Genomic DNA, 19,465 nt, shown 5'->3' with positions numbered 1-19,465 from the left:
GCATGGCGGGCGCGGGTGCGCACCTTCGGCGAGCAGCGCGCATCCGGCGATGGATGCAGGCAGGCCTACTGGTGGTCTTGGCGTTGCTGGTCGGCACCACGATGGCTGCGCCCCGCATCGGCGTCGCCACGATGCAACCCGGCGAGATCTTCTGGGAACGGTTCGGCCACAACGCGCTGGTGGTGGTCGATCCCGCCAGTGGCGAGGCGACCTCGTACAACTACGGATTCTTTGACCCGACCGAACCCGATTTCGTCAGCCGGTTCATCCGTGGCGAACCACGCTACCGGTTGGCCGCCCTGCCCTTCGAGCAGGACATGGCGATCTACCGCGACGAAGGGCGCGGGGTCGACATCCAGTGGCTCGACCTGAACCCGGACGTCGCGCGGGAGCTGGCCGATTCGCTTGCGGTGAACGCGCTGCCCGAGAACGCGCACTACGGCTACGACTACTTCCTGGACAACTGCTCGACGCGCGTACGCGACGCGATCGACGGCGCGCTCGGTGGTGCGCTGCGCCGGCAGATGGAGGGACGCTCGCAAGGCAGCACCTACCGCACCGAAGCCGTGCGGCTGGCGTCGCCGGAGCCGGCCATGTGGCTGGGCTTCGACATCGGGCTCGGGCCGTCTGCCGACCGGCCGCTGTCACGCTGGGCCGAGGCGTTCGTGCCGATGCGGCTCGCCGCCGCACTGCGAGAGACCCGTTTGCCCGACGGCCGACCCCTGGTCGCCAGTGAGCAGCAGATCCTGCCGCATCGTCTTGCACCGGAACCACAAACCATTCCCGCACGGTGGCCGCGCTGGGCATTGGCCGGCCTGCTGGTTGCCGCCGGGCTGGCCTGGCTCGGCGCGCGGGCGCCGCGTGCGGTCGCCGGCATCGCCGCGCTCACCTGGGCCGTTGCCGGCCTGGCGGGCGCACTGATGCTCTTCATCTGGTTTGGCACGGCGCACCGGTTCGGCTGGGCCAACCACGGCCTGTTGCTGTTCAACCCGCTGTGCTGGCTGCTGCTGCCGGGCAGCGTGTCGCTGCTGCGCGGCCGCGTGCCGGGCACGTGGTTCCGCTGGCTGTTGTGGCTGGTGGCGGCGCTGCCGCTGTTCGCTCTGTTCGCGTACTGGTTGAGCGCGTTGCCGCAACGCCACCTGCACTGGATCGTGCTGCTGTGGCCGGTCCACCTGGCACTGGCCTGGACCTTCGGCCGGCATCCGAGGCGCGCGCCCCCCCGGCGCTTGTGAGGCCCTTGGCGGCGGAGCACGATGGCGTCATGAGCCTTCCGCCACCCCCACCCGCCGCCTCGATGCCCGACAGCGTCGTCAACTGCGCGGCCTACGACCGCAACGGCGAACGTCGCGACATCACGCTCGACGCGATCAGCGACGTACTCGCGGTCGACGACGGCAGCTTCGTCTGGGTCGGCCTGTACGAACCCGGCGAGGGCGTGCTGGACAAGCTGCAGGAGGAGTTCGGGCTTCACGACCTCGCGGTCGAGGACGCCCACCACGCCCACCAGCGGCCGAAGATCGAAACCTATGGGCAGTCACTCTTCATCGCGCTGCACACCGCGCAGACGATCGACAGCCATATCCGCTTCGGCGAGACCCACGTGTTCGTGGGACCCCGCTACCTCGTCACCGTTCGCCATGGCGCCTCGAGCAGCTACACCGCTGCACGCGCGAGGATGGAGCGCGAACCGGATCTCCTGCGCCACGGCCCGGGCGCCGCGTTGTACGCAGTCCTGGACATGGTGGTCGACAACTTCCTGCCGATCGTCGACGAGTTCAGCAACGCCCTGAACGCACTCGAGCAGGACATCTTCGCCGAGGAATTCCGCAAGGGCACCGTCCAGAAGCTCTACGACCTCAAGCGCGAGCTCACCCGGTTGCGCATGGCGGTCGCGCCGTTGCAGGACATCCTGGGCCAGCTCACCCGCGTGCGCGGGGGGCTGCTCGACGAGGAGATCCAGCTCTATATCCGCGACGTGCACGACCATGCGGTCCGCATCAACGAATCCACCGACACCCTGCGCGAGATGCTGACCGCGGCGGTCAGCGTGAACCTGTCACTGGTGACCGTCCGCCAGGGCGAGACCGTCAAGCGTCTGGGCGCGTGGGCGGCGTTGCTCGCCGCGCCGACGCTGATCGCCAGCTGGTACGGCATGAACTTCGTGCATATGCCCGAATTGCATGGGCGCTGGAGCTACGCCGTGCTGGTCGGCGTGGTCGGCACGGTCTGCATCGTGCTCTACCGGATGTTCAAGCGCGCGCGCTGGCTCTAGCTGTTCCATTTGACCCGTGAAGCGGCACCCGCGCTCCTGCGGGCGCCGGTGCGGCGGCGATCAGGTTGCGATCGCCTGCAGCAGCAAGCCGGTGATGTAGGCGCAGTACGTGCCGAGGGCATAGCCGAGCACGGCCAGCAGGACGCCCACCGGAGCGAGCGCCGGGTGGAATGCACTTGCGACCACCGGGGCCGATGCCGCGCCACCGATGTTCGCCTGCGAGCCCACCGCCATGAAGAACAGCGGCGCCCGGATCAGCTTGGCGACGCCGAGCATCAGGGCGGCATGCACCGAGATCCAGATCAGGCCGAGCAGGAATAGCCATGGACGATCCAACAAGGCGCCGAGGTCCATGTGCATGCCGATGGTCGCCACCAGCACGTAGAGCATGGCCGATCCCACCCGCGAGGCGCCGGCACCTTCGAGCTGGCGGGCGCGCGTGAAGCTCAGCAGCAGGCCGATGGTGGTGGCGAACACCACGATCCAGAAGAAGCGCGAGTCAAGGCTGTAGTCGCGCAGGCGCCACTCGGCCGGCAACGTCCCGATCCACGACACGAGCGGGTCGGCCAACCCATGCGACAGGCCCGTGGCACCGAGGCCAACCGCGAGGATGACCATCAGGTCGGTCAGCGTGGGGATACGCGAATGCTGCGCCTGGAACGCCTCGATGCGCTGCTTGAGGTCGTCGATCGCGCTGGTGTCGGCGCGGGTCCAGCGGTCGAACGCATTGGCGCGGGCCGCCATCAGCAGGAGGACCGCCATCCAGACATTGGCCACGAGCACGTCGACCGCGACGAACTGGCCGAACAGCGTGGTCTCGACGTCGAACACTTCCTTCATGGCCGCCTGGTTGGCACCGCCGCCGATCCAGCTGCCGGCAACCGTGGTCATGCCGCGCCAGGTCTCGCCGGCCACCGCCTCGGGATGGATGACGCCCATGGCCAGCAGCGACACCACGCCACCGAGCATCACACCCGCGGTGCCGGTGAGGAACATGATCACGGCCTTGGGACCGAGCCGCAGCACCGCACCCAGGTCGATGGCGATGCACAGCAGCACCAGCGAGCTGGGCAACAGGTAGTCACGGGCCATCGGGTACAGACCCGACAGGTTGCCGTCGATAAGCCCGATGCTGTGGTAGATCGAGGGCAGCAAGTAGCACATCAGCAGCGCCGGCACGTAGGTGTAGAACCGTTGCCAGAAGCCGTTGGGCCGCGAGGCCGTCCAGAACACCGCACCCAGTGTGATGGCCAGCAGGCCCAGGACGGTGGCGTCGTTGGTGATCAGGGCGGTCGATGCGGCTGGGGCCATGCGGGACACTCCGTTGGGGCGGGCATCCTGGCCCGGGCCGCGTGCGGCCCTCGTCTATGGGGAACCACCGGGGCAGCGCGCGCTCCACGCCTGCCCCGGCGTCATTGGATCACTGGCCCAGGTGCTGCTGCAGCCAGTCGTTGACCGTTTCGTGCCACAGCACGCTGTTGTGCGGCTTGAGCACCCAGTGGTTTTCGTCGGGGAAGTACAGGAACTTCGACTTGATCCCCTGGCGCTGCAGCGCGGTGAACGCCGCCAGCCCCTGGCTGACCGGGATCCGGAAATCCTGCTCGCCATGCACCACCAGCATCGGCACCCGCCATTTGTCGACGTGCCGGCTCGGATTGAACTGTTCGTAGTTCTGCGGGGCCGTCCACGGCGTGCCGCCGTTTTCCCACTCGGTGAACCACAGTTCCTCGGTGACGAAGCCCATCATGCGGGTGTCGAACACGCCGTCGTGGTTGACCAGGCACTTCCAGGCACCGGATGCCGGCGTGTGCCAGTTGCCCGCGATCCAATTGACCATGTAGCCGCCGTAGCTGGCGCCCAGTGCACAGGCGTTGCCGCCGTCCAGGAATTGGTACTTGCGCAGCGCGGCCTTCCAGCCCTTCTGCAGGTCTTCCAGCGGACGGTCACCCCAGTGCTGGCTGATGGCATCGGTGAACGCCTGCCCGTACCCGGTCGAGCCGTGGAAGTCGATCATGACCACGGCATAGCCCTGACCGGCGTACGTCTGCGGGTTCCAGCGGTAGCTCCAACCATTGCCGAAGCTGCCCTGCGGCCCGCCGTGGATGAGGAAGGCGACCGGGTACTTGCGGCCTTCCTCGTAGTTCCACGGCTTGACCACGTAGCCGTGCACGGTCTCGTTGTTCCAACCGTTGAAGGTGAACTGTTCGAACGCGCCGAAGCCCACCTCCGGCAGCATGTCGGCCGCGCTCGGGGTGATGGCCCGCTCGGGTGCGCCGTTGATACCTCCGACGAACACCTGCGCCCCACTGGCCAGGGTGGCCCGGGTGAACGCGAGCGTGCCGCCGGCCAGCGACACCGACCCGATGCTGCCGTCGCCAATGATCTCGGTGACGCCGCCGCTGTCGACGTGCACGGCGAACAGCGGATGCTCGCCGGTGTCCTGCGCGGTGACGTAGAGGGTTTCGCCATCCTCGGAGACCACGACGCTGCCGGCCGAGCGGTCCCATCCGGGCGCGATCTCGCGTCGCTCGCCGGTGGCCAGGTCCATGGCCATCAGGCCGAAGCGGTCAGCCTCGAAGCCGGGCCGCTTCATCGCGCGGTAGTACAGCGTGTTGGCGTCACCGAACACCGCGCCGGTGTCCCAGGCCGGGTTGCCGGCGGTCAGGTTCTCGGCGGCACCACTGCCGTCGGCGCTGACCCGGTACAAGTCGAAGTTGGTCGACCAAGGTTCGGTGCGGTCCGCCGTGCGCGCGCTGAGCACCAGCGACTGACCGTCGGGTGCCCAGGTGTACTCGCTGCTGTCGCCGAACGGCCGGGACGGGATATCGGCGACGACGTCGGATGCGATCGCGGTCGCGGTGCTGACCGCGGCCCCGTCGCCCGGCAGCGTCGCGACGAACACGCGGTTGAGCCGGCCGTCGTTCCAGGCGTCCCAGTGGCGGACGAACATGCGGTCGTACACCACCCCGGTCGCCGGGCTGTCGGCTTCGGCCTTGAGCCGCTTGCCGGTGCACGCCAGGTCGCTGCCGCAGTCGATGAAGGCTTCGGCATTGAAGGCGATGCGCTGTCCGTCGGGCGACACCTGGAACCCGCCCACGTCCACCGGGAAGTCGGTGAGCTGGCGCGGCGTGCCGCCGTCCACCGGTATCGAATACAGCTGGGAGCTGCCCGACTTGCCGCTCAGGAAGTAGACAACGCCACCGTCCGGCGAAAACACCGGCGAGTTGACGTTCCAGCCCTCCGGCGTCAGCCGGACCGGCGGCGCGGCGTCGCGCGCCACCAGGTTCTCGAGCCAGAGGGAGGTCGCGGCCTTGTTGCCATCGAAGTCGACCTCGCGCTTGGCGACCACCAGCAGCCGGCCGTCCGGCGACAGCACCGGCGAGGACCAGCGGTCCAGCGTTGCCAGGTCCTTCGGTTGGAGACCGCGCGTGGCCGCGACGGCCAACGGGCTCATGGCGGGCAGGACAAGCGCGATCAGCACCGGCAGCACGGCTTGACGCAGGTTCATGGCGGATTTTCCCCGGGATCGACGATCCCCGATGGTAGGCGCAGGCGCGGTGGCCGGCAAAGGGCGGGCTGTGTGCGGCCCAGCAGGCTAGTCGGACGCCACGGCCCCATCCGTTGCGTCAGTGGCGGGTTCGCCTCCCAGGTGCCGGGCGAGGAATGCGAGCAGGCGGGTGTAGTACTCGCGCTTGTGCTCGGGACGGTAGAACCCGTGCCCCTCGTTGTCGTAGTACAGGCTCTCCACCGGCAGGCCCGCCTGGATGAGCGAACGTTCCATCATCCGGGTGTGCTGGACCGGCGCGCGCTCGTCCTCGCCACCGGCCGCCAGGAACACCGGGATCTTGATCCGGTCGGCCATCCGATTGGGCGAGAAGGCGGCGAGTGAATCGCGCTCCCCCAGCCACTCACGCAGGTAGTTTTCCCCGGAGCCCCGCTCCTGGATGTCGCCGTGGGTATGCATGGTCGGCAGGTCGTAGACGCCCACATAACCGGCGGCGCACCGGTACAGGTCCGGCTCGCGGGCCGCGCCCATCAGCGCCGCATAAGCACCGTAGCTCGCGCCGTAGATGCAGATCCGGTCGGCGGAAGCGATGCCCTGCTCGACCAGCCAGTGGGTGGCGTCCGTCAGGTCGTCCTGCATGGCCTGGCCCCATTGGCGCGCGCCCGCCGAGGTGAATGCCCTTCCATAGCCACCCGATCCCCGGAAGTTCAGCTGGAGCACCGCGTAGCCGGCATCGGCCAGCATCTGGACGTCGCCGTCAAACGCCCACGTGTCGCGGACATCGAACGGGCCGCCGTGCGGCATCACGACGGTGGGCAGATCCTTCCCGCTCGAACCGGCCGGGACGCTCACATAACCGTGCAGCACCAAGCCGTCGCGGGCGGTGATCTGCACCGGTCGCTTCGCGGCCAGTTGTTCGGGGTCGAGCCACTCCGCCCGGCTCAGGAGATGCTCGGCCTTCTTCTCCACGGTATCGAAGAGATAGAAGTCGCCAGGGTTACGGTCGCTCCAGACCTGGACCAGGGCAATCCGGCCGTCCGCAGTGCGCGAGGTGATCTCCACCGCCTGATCCGCAAAGGCCGCCTCAAGGCTGCGATAGAGGCGGGCCTCTTGTGCCTGGTCGTCGAAGAACTCGGTACGGAACCGTCCGTCCATGAAGAAGGCGCCGACCGGCACCGAGGTCCCGTTGCGGTAGATCATGGCGGTCGGATCGACACTGTCGTCGCGCAGGACTTCGCGCTGGCTGCCGGTGCCTATGTCATAGGCGACTATCGCATCCGGCCCGTCGGGCTTCTCTGTCCTGAGGTAGGCGGTGCGGTCATCGGCAGCGAACCCCACGGGCCACTGCGCAATGCCGGTGGTCGACTGGTCATTGAGCAGCTCCCAGGGCGCGCCCTCGCCATCGCGGTAGTAGAGCCGCAGGCGGTTGTCGGTGCCGGAGCCGACCGCAAACCGCACCACGCCGCGGTTGTCCGTCACGAACGAAGCATTGCGTACGGGTGCGGACGCCACCTTGAAGCGCCGGCCCGAGTAGACATCCATGCGTTCGGCGTCGGTGAACGCATCCGCGTGGAACGGGCTGACCGAGATGATCACGTGGCGATCGTCCGCCGGCAGGTCGTCGACGAGGAATGCCGCGATCCGCTCCACCTTCTTGGGCTGGATGCGCGTGCCCGGCCCGCCGCCGTGGACCCGCTGGCCCACCAGGATGTCGGCTTGGCTTCCGTCGGCATTGATGCCGTAGAGCTCGCCAGTCGAGCCGGGTTGCTCTAGCGCGCCGAACTTCTCGGCCAGGCTGATCAGCACACGCTCGTCGTTGACCCATTGGAAACCCGCCACATGGGTATTGGTGCCCTGCATGAAGGTGGCGGTTACGGCGTTGTCGCTGCGGCGCATGATGACCAGCGCGGTCTTGCGGCCGTCGTCCAGCGGCACGGTCGCCGCGAAGTACTCGCCGGTTGGCGAAATCTTGATCTGGTCGAACTTGTCGTCCTTGACGTACGACTCGACCTGCACTGCATGCGCGGCCGGCACTGCCAGCACCGCGCCCAACACCACTCCCCAGAACAAATGCTTCATGCGATCCCTCTGTCCGTTAGCTCAGCCGTGCACCCCGCCGGGAACAGCCGCGGCGGAGCTGGCAGCACTGGATACTCGACGTTCCCCGTCGTCTTGCGGGACTGCGTATTGCGGCCCCGCTAAAGCCTAACCCGATCGAGCGTCAGGCGCGCTGCTGCAGTGTAGTGCGCAGGGCTTGTCGCCACGCCGGAAGCTCGATGCCGAACTCGCGTTCCAGACGGCCCGTGTCCAGCACCGAGTAGGCAGGGCGCGTCGCCCGCGTCGGAAAGCCGGAGGTCGGGATCGGCGTTACCCGGGGCTTTCGAGCAAGCAGGCCAAGGTCGTGCGCTTCGTCGAAGATGGCTTCGGCGAACCCGTGCCAACTGGTCTGTCCCGCACTCACGAGGTGGCAGACCCCGGAAGCCGCCATGCCCTGGCGAAGGATGGTCGCGGTCACGTCGGCGATCAGCCACGCCGGTGTCGGTGAACCGACCTGATCGGCCACGACGCTGAGCTCCTCCCGCTCCTCGGCCAGGCGCAGCATGGTCAGCAGGAAATTGGCACCGTGCAGGCCGTATACCCAAGCCGTGCGGAGGATCAAATGGTGCGCGGCGGAGGCCTGGATCGCCTGTTCCCCGGCGAGCTTGCTCTGGCCGTAGACGCCCAGCGGTGCCGGGGCGTCGTCCTCACGCCAGGGGCGCGTGCCAGCGCCGTCGAATACATAGTCGGTCGAGAAATGCACCAGGCGGGATCCGCGCGCCGCACACACCTCGGCGAGGCGCGCCGGAGCGTCGCGGTTGATCAGGAACGCCGTGTCGACATCGTCCTCGGCGCGATCCACCGCGGTGTAGGCGGTCGCATTGACGACGACGTCCGGGGCTACCCGCTCGACCAGCGGCGCGATGGTGTCGAGCCGGGCGAGGTCAAGCGATTCGCAATCAGTGCCGTCGGGCAGGTTTCCGCTGCGCGTGGTGATAACCACCTCGCCCAGCGTCGCCAAGCTGCGCCGGCATTCATGGCCGACCTGGCCGTTGCCACCGAGGAGCAGGATCTTCATCGTCGCCTCAGGTACTGAAGACGGGCAGGCGATCCAACGCGACGTCGTCCAGCAGCGGTGCGGCGGCATCCTTGCCGGACAGCTGCGGGTCGGTGACCGGCCAGTCGATGGCCAGCCGCGGATCGTCCCAACGGATGTTGGCGTCGGCGGCGGCGTCGTAGGTGGCCGTGCACAGGTAGGTGAACACGGCACGCTCGCTCAGTGTCACGAAGCCATGGGCGAAGCCTTCCGGGATCCAGAAGTGCCGCTTGTTCTCAGCGCTCAGGACCACGGCGGTCCAGCGACCGAAGGTGGGCGAACCGCGCCGGATGTCGACAGCCACGTCCCACACCTCGCCTTCAACCACCGACACGTACTTGCCCTGCGGATTGGGCCACTGGTAGTGCAGTCCGCGCAGCACGCCGCGCACCGATGAGGACACGTTGCCCTGCACGAACGCCGGTTGCAGCCCATGTTCGCGCAGGCGGTCGTGATTGAAGGATTCGAAGAAGAAACCGCGGTCGTCCCCGAACACGCGCGGTTCGATCACCAGGCAACCCGGCAGGTCCGTCTCGATCACCTTCATGGCACATACCCGCGATCGATCAGGTCGAGGAGGTACTTGCCGTAGCCATTCTTCACCAGAGGTTGCGCCAGCTCGCGCAGGCGGTCGTCGTCGATCCAGCCGTTGCCGTGGGCGATTTCTTCCGGGCAGCACACGCGCAGGCCCTGGCGGGCCTCGATCGTCTCGATGTAGTTGGACGCCTCGAGCAGCGACTGGTGGGTGCCGGTGTCGAGCCACGCATAACCGCGTCCCAGGCGCTCCAGGTGCAGCGAACCTTCATCGAGGTAGCACTTGTTGAGGTCGGTGATTTCCAGCTCGCCGCGGTGCGACGGCTTGATGCTCGACGCGAACTCGCTGGCACGGCCATCGTAGAAGTACAGCCCGGTCACCGCGTAGTTGGACCGCGGCTTCGGAGGCTTCTCTTCCAACCCCACCACCCGGCCGTCTCCGTCGAATTCGGCTACGCCGTAACGCTCCGGGTCGTTCACCCAGTAACCGAACACGGTGGCGCCGGTTTCACGCTGGCCGGCGCGAGTAAGCATGGCGGTCAGCCCCGGGCCATGGAAGATGTTGTCGCCCAGCACAAGGCAGCTGGGCTGCCCGTCCAGGAACTCGCGGCCGATCAGGAACGCCTGCGCAAGCCCGTCGGGGCTCGGCTGCACGGCGTACTCGATCTTCATGCCCCACTGCGAACCGTCGCCCAGCAGGTTCTGGAACAGCGCCTGCTCGTGCGGGGTGTTGATGATCAGCACTTCGCGGATCCCCGCCAGCATCAGCACGCTGAGCGGGTAGTAGATCATCGGCTTGTCGTAGATCGGCAGCAGCTGCTTGCTGATCGCCTGCGTGATCGGATACAGCCGGGTGCCGGAGCCGCCGGCCAGGATGATGCCCTTGCGATTCATGCGATCTCCCTCAGGCCTGGCCGATACGCTCGAGGCGGTAGCTGCCATCCAGCACCCGTTGCACCCAGGGCGCGTTGTCGAGGTACCAGTCGACCGTGCGGGCCATGCCTTCGTCGAAGGTCACGGTCGGCGCCCAGCCCAGCTCGCCCTTGAGCTTGTCCGCGTCGATCGCATAGCGGCGATCGTGGCCGGGTCGGTCCTTGACGTAGGTGATCAGCGATTCACGGGCGCGGCCGTCGGCCAGCGGACGCCGTGCGTCGAGCAATGCGCAGATGGTGCGGACGACGGTAATGTTGGTGCGCTCGGCGTCACCACCGACGTTGTAGGTCTCGCCCACCCGGCCGCGCTCGAGCACCGTGCGGATCGCGTCGCAATGGTCGCCCACGTACAACCAGTCCCGGACGTTCAACCCGTCGCCATAGACCGGCAGCGGCTCGCCGGCCAACGCCTTGGCGATGACCAGCGGGATGAGCTTCTCCGGGAACTGGTAGGGGCCGTAGTTGTTGGAGCAGTTGGTGGTGAGTACCGGCAACCCGTAGGTGTGGTGGAACGCCCGGACCAGGTGGTCGGAGGCCGCCTTGGATGCCGAATACGGGGAGTTGGGCGCGTAGGGCGTGGTCTCGGTGAACCGGCCGGTATCGCCGAGCGTCCCGTAGACCTCGTCGGTGGAAACGTGGAGGAACCGGAATGCATCGCGCGCCGTTGCGTCGAGCGCCTTCCAGTAGTCGCGGGTCGTTTCGAGCAGGCTCAACGTGCCGACCACGTTCGTCTGGACGAACGCCCCGGGGCCATCGATCGAACGGTCGACGTGGCTCTCGGCAGCGAAGTTGATGACCGCTTCGGGCCGATGCTCATCCAGCAGGCGCTTGACCAGGCCCGCATCGCCGATGTCGCCTTCGACGAAGACGTGGCGCGGGTTGTCCGCCAGCGAGGCGAGCGTGTCTAGGTTGCCCGCGTAGGTCAAGGCATCGAGATTAACTACCTTGATGCCGCGATTGACCGCGTCCAGGACAAAATTCCCACCGATAAACCCGGCTCCGCCGGTCACAAGCCATGTAGGCACTCAGTCACTCCCGCAAAAAGTTAATTTGATTCGATCAACCCGCCTGACATCGCTCAGAACGGAATATCGTCATCCGCGAAGTCGTCGCCGAAGTCATTCGACTTGGCCGGCGGCGCGTCGCGCCGCGGCGCTTCCTGCCGGGCCGCCGTGCGTGCCGGGCGCTCGCTGCGATCACCGCCGCGGTAGCCGCCACCGCCGGCGCCGCCACCCTCGCCCCCGCCGCCGAGCATCTGCATCTCGTCGGCGACGATGTCGGTGAAGTATTTCTCGACGCCGTCCTGCCCGGTGAACTTGTCGTAGCGGATCGAGCCTTCGATGTAGACCTGCCGGCCCTTCTTCAGGTACTCGCCGGCGATCTCGCCGAGCTTGCCGAACAGCTTGACCCGGTGCCACTCTGTGCGCTCCTGGGTATTGCCGTCGCGGTCCTTGCGCACGCTGGTGGTGGCCAGGCTGAGCGTGGTCACGGCCATGCCGCCCTGGGTGTACTTGGTCTCGGGATCGTTGCCGAGGTTGCCGACGAGGATCACCTTGTTTACGCCACGTGCCATGAATTCGGTCCTGTCGTGTCGAGGAAGTCGCCGCGGCGCGGCGAGCGGCAGGCCAGTATACCCACCCCGTCGAGGCCACCGGACCCGGAATCCACCCCGGCGTCGGGTCGGAATCCGGCCAGTCCCGATGGCGGCTTCGAGCAAGGCCGCGCCCCCGGCCAACCACCTATAATGCGGGGTCCACCGGCCCGGGTCACTCCATGCACGCCAGCACCACGCCCCGCAGCGGCTACAGCCTGTCCGACATCCAGTCGCTGGCGCGGGCCGACATGGACGCGGTCGACGGACTGATCCGTCGGCGCCTCGCCTCCGACGTGGTGCTGATCAACCAGGTGGCCGAGTACATCATCGGCGCCGGCGGAAAGCGCCTGCGCCCGATGCTCCTGTTGCTTGCCGCGGGCGCGCTGGGACACCGCGGACCCGACGCCCACCAGCTGGCCGCGGTGGTCGAGTTCATCCACACCTCGACCCTGCTGCACGACGACGTGGTCGACGAGTCCGACCTGCGCCGCGGGCGTAGCACTGCCAATGCCGTCTGGGGCAACGCCACCAGCGTGCTGGTGGGCGACTTCCTGTATTCGCGCAGCTTCCAGCTGATGGTCGAGCTCGACAGCATGCCGGTTCAACGGCTGTTGGCCGACACCACCAACCGCATCGCCGAAGGCGAGGTGTTGCAGCTGTTGCACGTGCGCAATCCCGACACGGACGAGGCGGCCTACCTGCGCGTGATCGAGCGCAAGACGGCCGTGCTGTTCGCCGCCGCGACCCGGCTGGGCGCGATGCTGGCGGGTGCCGACGAGGCCACCGCCCAGCGCCTGCACGACTACGGCCTCAACCTCGGCTACGCGTTCCAGATCGCTGACGACGTGCTCGACTACGCCTCCGACGCGGAAACGCTGGGCAAGAACCTCGGCGACGACCTTGCCGAGGGCAAGGCGACGCTGCCGCTGATCCATGCGATCCGCCACGCCGACCCGGTCACCGCCGGGCGGTTGCGCGCGGCGATCGAGACCGGCGACAACGCCGCTCTACCCGCTGTCATCGAAGCGATCCACGCCACCGGCGGGCTCGACTACAGCCGCCGCCGCGCGCTCGACTACGCGCAACGCGCCGGGACCGCACTGGACGGCCTGGCTGACAACGACTACGTGGCCGCCCTGCGCGGGCTGTCCGCCTATGCGGTCAGCCGCGACCACTGACCCGGACCCGGTGCCACCCTCCTACTCTGCCGCGAACCGCTCGCGCAGGAAGTCGTGGGTCATCTCGAACGCGCGCGTGGCCGCCCGTTCGTTGTATACGCAGCCCGGCGGGTTGTTCGCGTCCGCCTCGGCAAAGCAGTGCACCGCGTCACTGAAGTTGACGAACTGCCAATCGGCGCCCGCGGCGTCCATCTCCCGCTCGAAGCCGGCAATGTCCTCGTCGGTGACGCCGCGGTCATCGGCACCATTGAGCACGAGGATGGATGTGCGCACCGCGTCGTCCTTGGCCGGCAACGGGGTCGACAGGCCACCGTGCAGGCTCACCACGCCGTCGACCTCGCTCCCGCCGCGGGCGAGTTCGAGCACCGCTGTTCCGCCAAAGCAGAATCCCAGCGCAGCGATCCGCTCGGCGTCGACCGGCGCCTCGTCCGCCTGCGCCGCAAGCACCTCGACCGCCTTGGCCACGCGGGCACGCAGCATGCGGCGGTCCTCCCTCAGCGCACCCGACACCTGGCCGGCGGCTTCGCGATCCTTCGGCCGCACGTCCTTGCCATAGACATCGGCGACGAGGACAACGTAATCGTCGCCAGCCAGCTGCTTGGCCTTCTCGACGGCCGACGGCGTGACCCCCATCCAGTTGGGCACCATCACCACGCCGGGGCGCGAAATCGCGTTGGCGTCGTCGTGGACCAGGACGCCACTGAAGGTGGTGTCGCCGATGGACCATTCGACCGGCTCGGCCCGCATTTCCGCAAACACGGGCGTGGCCAGGAGGGCGAGCGGGAGAGCACAGGCAAGGCGAAGCGGTCGCATGGCGAAACTCCTCGGGTGGGCTGCGCCGAGGGTAGCGCCATCGACACGCGGGTGCGATGAGCGCCGGTTACGCCACGCCGAGACCTGGAATGGCGCTGATGGCGTCGGGGTCGAACCCGGCCAGCGCGGCGAAATGCCGACCGCGCTCCACGTAGTCGCGGTACGGCCCGAAACTGGGCGCGCCGGGCGACAGGAGCACCACGCCTTCGCCCGCCAACGCTACTTCAGCCTGCCGCAAGGCGTCAGCGAGATCACCGGCTGCGGCCAGCCCGAACGTGCCCCGCGACGCCGGTGGCGCGAGCAGCTCGTTGATCCGCGGCCCATTGGCGCCCATCGTGATGATCGCGGCCGGTGGACGGTGCGCGACAGCCTCCGCGAAAGCGGACCAGTCGACCCCCCGGTCGTGCCCCCCGACCAGCAGCGCGATACGGCGGGCGCCGAAACACTCGAGCGCGGCCAGGCTCGCGTGCGGCGTGGTGCTGATCGAGTCGTTGACGTAGGTCACCGCACCCCGGCTTCCGAGTACCTGCAACCGGTGGGGCAGCGGCCGGAAGCTGGCGGCGTGGGTTGCAAGCGCTGTCGCATCCAGTCCCAGCGCCTCTACCGCGGCGAGTACCGCGCACAGGTTGCCGCGGTTGTGGCGACCAGGCAGCGGCAGCGGCAATGTGTCCATGACGAAGGTGTCGCCGCGGTACAGGTCGTCGCCACGGAGGTGCCAACCGTCTTCGCGACCGAACCAGCGCACCTCGCTGCCGGGCAATGGCAGCGCCAACAACTGCGGATCGGCCGCATTGAGCACCGCCACCCGCGGGCGCGCCTCGGTCAGCAGTTTCAACTTGTCCTCGATGTAGCGCGCCTGCGAGCCGTGCCAGTCCAGGTGCTCCGGGAACAGGTTGAGCACCACGCCGACCTCCGGCCGCCCTCCCCCGGCGGCGACGTCGCCGGTCTGGTAGCTCGACAGTTCGACCGCCCAGTAGTCCGGTGGCTGAGGCGGGTCCAGCAACTCTAGCAGCGGCAGGCCGATGTTCCCCGCCAGCGCGGTGCGGTGGCCACCGGCGCGCAGCAGGTGGGCCAGCAACGCGGTCGTGGTGCTCTTGCCCTTGGTACCGGTGACGCAAACCGTGTGGGCGACCACGCCGTCGCTGCCGGCGCGCTCGCCGAACCACAGCGCGGTTCCGCCGATGAAGCGCGTGCCGCGGGCCATCGCAGCGCTCGCCGCCTCGCCGTACGGGCTGATGCCCGGCGACTTCACAACGACATCGAATCCGCCGAGCTGCTCGGCGCTCGCGTCGGTCATGACCTGGAGGTGCGTATCGCCCAGGCCACGGGCGTCGTCGGCCTCGGTACCGCTGCAGAACAGTGTCAGCGGCAGATCGGGCAGACGGCTGCGGATCGCGCGATGGGCGGCCCGGCCTTCGCGGCCCCACCCCCATAGCGCGACGCGCTGTCCCTCAAGCTGCGAGATGCGCACGCAGGCGTTTCCAGAGCGCGGGGGGAATGCGTTGCTCGTCATCGATCCGCAGCAGCGGTTCGATCCGCAGGTCGCCGTCGCCCAGTTGCGGACGGATCTCGCGGATGAACCGCTCGACCAGTGCGTCCTCGCGCCATTCCGGGCGCGCGGCGAGCGCGGCCATGGCCGCACGTGATTCGCGGCCTTCACCGACGCACTCGAACGGCTTGTGGTCGCGGTATTCCAGCAACGCGTCGTAGCCAGCCGTCTGCCCCGGGTCATCGAGCAGGTTGCGGCCGAAGATGCCGACCAGCCGCGGCTTGCTCATGAACGGCGCAAGCGCGAGGAACACGAAGTGGCACTTCGGGCAGACCCCGCACCAGCGGCTGACCGGGCGCTCGCCGAGGATGTGGAAGTTGCGGTTGCAACTGGAGAAGTGCGCGTCGTACCGGTCGGAACGGCTGAACTGCCGCGCCACCGCGAGCTCGCTCAAGGGGCGCAGCAGCGAGTAGTAGTGCAGGTCCGCCGCGATGCTCGACTGCACATAGGTGCCGAACGCCTGCTCGAACGCCCAGCCCTTCGACCACTGGTGGTTCACTTCGCCCGTCCCCTCGATCAGGCTGCCGTAGCTGGCGGAGCGCTCGTTGGAGAACACCACCTGGTCGACGCCCTGCAGCAGCGCCGCCAGCACCAGGATCGCCGAGTTGACCGCCGTGACCGGGATATGGCCGTTCCAGGCGCCTTCCCGGTTGTAGTCGAACAGTTGTGGCGCCAGCGCGCGGCCGATGTTGAGCGTGGGCAGCCCGGTGCGGTCGGCGCAGGCGCGGATCAGCTGCGAGCCGCCGATCCAGCTGACGGTCTGCTCCACGCCCAGCGCACGCAGCGCTTCGATGCTGACCAGCGAATCCTTGCCGCCTCCGATCGCCACCAGCGCGTGTTTGCGCAGGCCGAGCGCCGGCGCCGGCCCACCCGGCGGCTCGCCGTGCGGAAACACGATGCGCCCGTGCAGATCCAGGCCATTGCGGTAGGCGAATTCGCCCAATCCGTTGAGGTAGACCGACTCCAGCAGCGCGGCGGTGTCGGCGTCGATCGCATACGAGTCGATGCGGATCTGCGCGGGTACCGCCGCCTTGTAATAGCTGACACCGGCTACCAGGTGCAGCAGCCGCAGCGCGCGTTCGACTGCAACGGCACGGTCGCCGTCCAGCGCGAACGGCGCACCGGGGACGGTGACCGTCTCAACCAGCTCGGGACCGTCGTCGAAGGCGTAGACCAGTTCCGCCACGCCGGTCGCGGCGTCCAACCCGCAGCGCACGAAGCGGAAGGACTGGATCGCGTCGCGCTGGAACTTCCACTCACTCATTCGATGCCGCCTTCATCAAGGATGTCCTCTGCCGGCAGCGCCCGCAGGTTGTAGGTGTTGGCCATGACCATGCCGTATGCACCCGTGTCGGCGACCAGCAACACGTCGCCTTCGGCGGTGGCGGCCGGCAGCGGGCGCCCGTGGCCAAGTACGTCGCCGCTCTCGCAGATCGGGCCGACCACGTCGAACTCCGTGAGCTCCGTGTCATCCAGCCGGTCGAGGTTGTGGATGCCGTGGTAGGCGTCGTAGACCGACGGCCGCATCAGGGCATTCATACCGGCGTCCGCACCGACGCGGCGCACGCCGTCCTTCTCGACCACCTGCGTGACCGACAGCAACAGCACGCCCGCTTCGGCAACCAGGTAGCGCCCCGGCTCGACCACCAGGCGGTAGCGCGGGTAGCTCGCCTTGATCTCGTCGAGCCCTGCCCGCCACAGCGCGACGTCGAACAGCGGCGACTCGGGCGCGTACGGCACCGGCAGGCCACCGCCGATGTCGATCGTCTCCACTGTCCCGATCATGTCGGCCAGCCCCGCCAGGTGCGCGTAGACGCCGTGCCAGTGGCCGGCGTCGTCGATGCCGCTGCCAAGGTGCGCATGCAGGCCGCTGATGCGCAGGTCGATGTCGCGGGCCGCATCGAGGAACGCGTCGACTTTCGCCAGCGGCAGGCCGAACTTGGCCGCGACGCCACCGGTCTTGACCTTGGCGTGGTGGCCCTCGCCGTGGCCGAGGTCCAGGCGTAGCCACGCGGTGCGGCCGCGGAAGACCTCCGGCCAGCGGCGCAGCGCCTCGATGTTGTCGATGGTGACGGTGACGCCGTGGTCGAACGCCGCCTCGTACTCGCGGCGCGGCGCAAAGCTCGGGGTGAACAGCACGTTGCGCGGAGAAAGCCCCGGCACGTGCGCGAACACGTGCTCGATCTCGCCCAGCGATACGCACTCCAGCCCGAAGCCCTCGGCGGCGATCGCGCGCAGGATCGCCGGGTGCGGGTTGGCCTTGATCGCGAAGAAGCACTGGTCGACCGCCGCGGTGCCGGTCAGCATCCGTGCGTGATCCCGCACGGTGGCCAGGTCATAGACGTAGCGCGGTGTGCCGACGGCGGCGCGCGCCAGCAACTGGTCGCGCCGGCCCACCCACCACGACGCGGGGCGCTGCGGCCGCCCGACCGCCAGGTCGCGCCAGCTCGGGCCGAACACACCGGCCGCGCGCACCGGCATCGCGCCACTGCGGATCAGTTCGGCGTGCAATTGCGGCAGCAGGCCTTCGGCATCGGCCTCGTCGACGACGAACGTCAGGTTGAGGTCGTTGGAGGACTGCGAAATCAGGTGCACGCGCTCCTGCCCGAACGTCGCCCAGACATCGGACAGCTTGTGCAACAGCGACCGCATGCCGCGCCCGACCAGGGTGATCGCGGTACACGGCGCGATCACCTTGACCCGGCAGACCTCGGCCAGGTCGGCCGCCAGGGCCTCGAGCACGTTGCTGGTGACCAGGTTCTCGCTCGGGTCCAGCGAGATGGTGACGTTGGTCTCCGACGAGCCGATCAGGTCGACCGAGAGCCCGTGGCGGCGGAAGCGCTCGAAGATATCGGCAAGGAAGCCCACCTGTTGCCACATGCCGATGCTTTCCATCGACACCAGGACCACGCCGTCGCGCCGGCTGATTGCCTTGACGCCGGGCACGGTCGCCGCGCTGGCGTCGATCCGGGTGCCGGGCAGCTCGGGCCGCTCGGTGTCGAGGATCGCCATCGGCACGCCGGCGTCGCGGCACGGCGCGATCGAACGCGGGTGCAGCACCTTGGCACCGGTGGTGGCGATTTCCTGCGCCTCGGCGTAGTCGAGCCGGGCGAGCAGGCGGGCGTCGGGCACCTCGCGCGGGTTGGCGCTGAACATGCCGGGCACGTCCGTCCAGATCTCGACGCGCTCGGCACCCAGCAGCGCGCCGAAGCACGCCGCCGACGTGTCGGAACCGCCCCGCCCGAGCACGGCGGTGCCGCCGTCCGCGTGGCGGGCGATGAACCCCTGACTGAGCAGCATGCGCGCCGGTTGCGCGGCAAACCGCGTCCCGAACCCGGCGTCGGCGTCACGCCGGCAGTTGACCGCCAAGCGCGAGGCCCATTCGCTCTGGTTCGGCAGCGCGATCGCATCAAGCCAGTCGCGCGCGTCGCACCACCCGAAATCGTGGCCCTGCGAGCGCAGGTAGGCCGCACCGATGGTCGACGACATCAGCTCGCCCTGGGCGAGCACGTCGGCCTGCCAGGCCAGTGGCCGGCCCGCGGCGCGCGCGTCCGTGCCCAGGGCTTCCAGCGCAGCCAAGCGCTCGCCAAGCATGGCATCGGGGTCGAGCCCGAGCTCGACGCAGAAGCCCCGGTGACGCTCGATCAATCCCGCCAGCCGGCCGGGCACATCGTCGCCATTGGCGATCGCCAGCAACTCGTTGGTAACGCCCGACAGGGCCGATACCACCACCAGCACGCGCACGTCCCCGTCGGACATGCGGCCCGCGGCGATGCGCCCGATGGTGTCCCAGCGATTGCGCCGCGACACCGAGGTGCCACCGAACTTGAGCACTACCCAACGTTGCGCTTGCGTCACCACGTCCGCCTCTGGATTTACGGGGTTGCGGGCATCCCTTGCAGGACCCGGCACGAAGCGCCCATCGTGCCCGAGTCCTCGCTGTCACGCGCGGCCC

General features: G+C 68.5%; 15 protein-coding genes. 3 read left to right on the top strand and 12 right to left on the bottom strand.

Features of this window, described 5'->3' with window-relative positions:
- The first annotated feature begins 53 nt into the window (after positions 1 to 53).
- Positions 54 to 1,232 (top strand): lipoprotein N-acyltransferase Lnb domain-containing protein, encoded by a 1,179-nt coding sequence (locus tag KOD61_RS04350; protein ID WP_251370655.1) that lies wholly within the window; start codon positions 54 to 56, stop codon positions 1,230 to 1,232.
- 29 nt (positions 1,233 to 1,261) lie between these two features.
- On the top strand, positions 1,262 to 2,272 hold the full coding sequence (locus KOD61_RS04345; protein ID WP_215219830.1) for a magnesium and cobalt transport protein CorA: 1,011 nt from the start codon (positions 1,262 to 1,264) through the stop codon (positions 2,270 to 2,272).
- A 60-nt stretch (positions 2,273 to 2,332) separates the two neighbouring features.
- Here the strand turns inward: KOD61_RS04345 and KOD61_RS04340 are convergent, their stop codons facing one another.
- From KOD61_RS04340 to ssb, 8 genes are all read right to left on the bottom strand, one after another.
- Positions 2,333 to 3,583, bottom strand: a complete 1,251-nt coding sequence (locus KOD61_RS04340) for a DUF819 family protein (protein ID WP_215219829.1) — start codon at positions 3,581 to 3,583, stop codon at positions 2,333 to 2,335.
- 109 nt (positions 3,584 to 3,692) lie between these two features.
- Complete coding sequence (locus tag KOD61_RS04335) at positions 3,693 to 5,780, bottom strand: S9 family peptidase (RefSeq protein WP_215219828.1); 2,088 nt, start codon at positions 5,778 to 5,780, stop codon at positions 3,693 to 3,695.
- 87 nt (positions 5,781 to 5,867) lie between these two features.
- Positions 5,868 to 7,856, bottom strand: coding sequence for an alpha/beta hydrolase family protein (locus tag KOD61_RS04330; protein ID WP_215219827.1), 1,989 nt, complete (start codon positions 7,854 to 7,856; stop codon positions 5,868 to 5,870).
- A 142-nt stretch (positions 7,857 to 7,998) separates the two neighbouring features.
- Positions 7,999 to 8,892 (bottom strand): dTDP-4-dehydrorhamnose reductase, encoded by an 894-nt coding sequence (gene rfbD, locus KOD61_RS04325; RefSeq protein WP_215219826.1) that lies wholly within the window; start codon positions 8,890 to 8,892, stop codon positions 7,999 to 8,001.
- A 7-nt stretch (positions 8,893 to 8,899) separates the two neighbouring features.
- Entirely contained in the window at positions 8,900 to 9,457 is a 558-nt protein-coding gene (gene rfbC, locus KOD61_RS04320; protein WP_215219825.1) for a dTDP-4-dehydrorhamnose 3,5-epimerase, read from the bottom strand.
- Positions 9,454 to 10,338: a glucose-1-phosphate thymidylyltransferase RfbA gene (rfbA, locus tag KOD61_RS04315; protein WP_215219824.1), complete on the bottom strand. Its 885-nt coding sequence runs from the start codon at positions 10,336 to 10,338 to the stop codon at positions 9,454 to 9,456. Before rfbA ends, rfbC begins: the two co-directional genes overlap by 4 nt.
- Positions 10,339 to 10,348: 10 nt before the next feature.
- Positions 10,349 to 11,401, bottom strand: coding sequence for a dTDP-glucose 4,6-dehydratase (rfbB, locus tag KOD61_RS04310; RefSeq protein WP_215219823.1), 1,053 nt, complete (start codon positions 11,399 to 11,401; stop codon positions 10,349 to 10,351).
- A gap of 53 nt (positions 11,402 to 11,454) precedes the next feature.
- Positions 11,455 to 11,949 carry a single-stranded DNA-binding protein gene (ssb, locus tag KOD61_RS04305; protein WP_215219822.1) on the bottom strand — a complete coding sequence of 165 codons (495 nt, stop codon included), beginning with the start codon at positions 11,947 to 11,949 and terminating at the stop codon, positions 11,455 to 11,457.
- A 200-nt stretch (positions 11,950 to 12,149) separates the two neighbouring features.
- On the opposite strand from ssb, the gene KOD61_RS04300 reads away from it, so the two are divergent.
- Positions 12,150 to 13,148 (top strand): polyprenyl synthetase family protein, encoded by a 999-nt coding sequence (locus KOD61_RS04300; RefSeq protein WP_215219821.1) that lies wholly within the window; start codon positions 12,150 to 12,152, stop codon positions 13,146 to 13,148.
- Positions 13,149 to 13,169: 21 nt separating this feature from the next.
- Here the strand turns inward: KOD61_RS04300 and KOD61_RS04295 are convergent, their stop codons facing one another.
- The 4 genes from KOD61_RS04295 to KOD61_RS04280 form a co-directional block, all read right to left on the bottom strand.
- Positions 13,170 to 13,961: a dienelactone hydrolase family protein gene (locus tag KOD61_RS04295; RefSeq protein WP_215219820.1), complete on the bottom strand. Its 792-nt coding sequence runs from the start codon at positions 13,959 to 13,961 to the stop codon at positions 13,170 to 13,172.
- Positions 13,962 to 14,028: 67 nt separating this feature from the next.
- Positions 14,029 to 15,432, bottom strand: coding sequence for a UDP-N-acetylmuramoyl-L-alanine--D-glutamate ligase (murD, locus tag KOD61_RS04290; RefSeq protein WP_215219819.1), 1,404 nt, complete (start codon positions 15,430 to 15,432; stop codon positions 14,029 to 14,031).
- Positions 15,413 to 16,774 (bottom strand): UDP-N-acetyl-alpha-D-muramoyl-L-alanyl-L-glutamate epimerase, encoded by a 1,362-nt coding sequence (murL, locus tag KOD61_RS04285; protein WP_215219818.1) that lies wholly within the window; start codon positions 16,772 to 16,774, stop codon positions 15,413 to 15,415. The genes murD and murL overlap by 20 nt, the downstream gene beginning before the upstream one ends.
- A complete protein-coding gene (locus KOD61_RS04280) occupies positions 16,771 to 19,368 on the bottom strand; it encodes a bifunctional aspartate kinase/diaminopimelate decarboxylase (protein WP_251370654.1) in 2,598 nt (865 codons plus the stop codon). The genes murL and KOD61_RS04280 overlap by 4 nt, the downstream gene beginning before the upstream one ends.
- Positions 19,369 to 19,465: the final 97 nt, after the last annotated feature.

Origin of the sequence: Lysobacter luteus, from assembly GCF_907164845.1 — a bacterium.
GTDB classification, from domain to species: Bacteria; Pseudomonadota; Gammaproteobacteria; order Xanthomonadales; family Xanthomonadaceae; genus Novilysobacter; species Novilysobacter luteus.
Note: the sequence above shows the minus strand (reverse complement) of the source record. Positions and strands in the feature narration are given on the sequence as shown.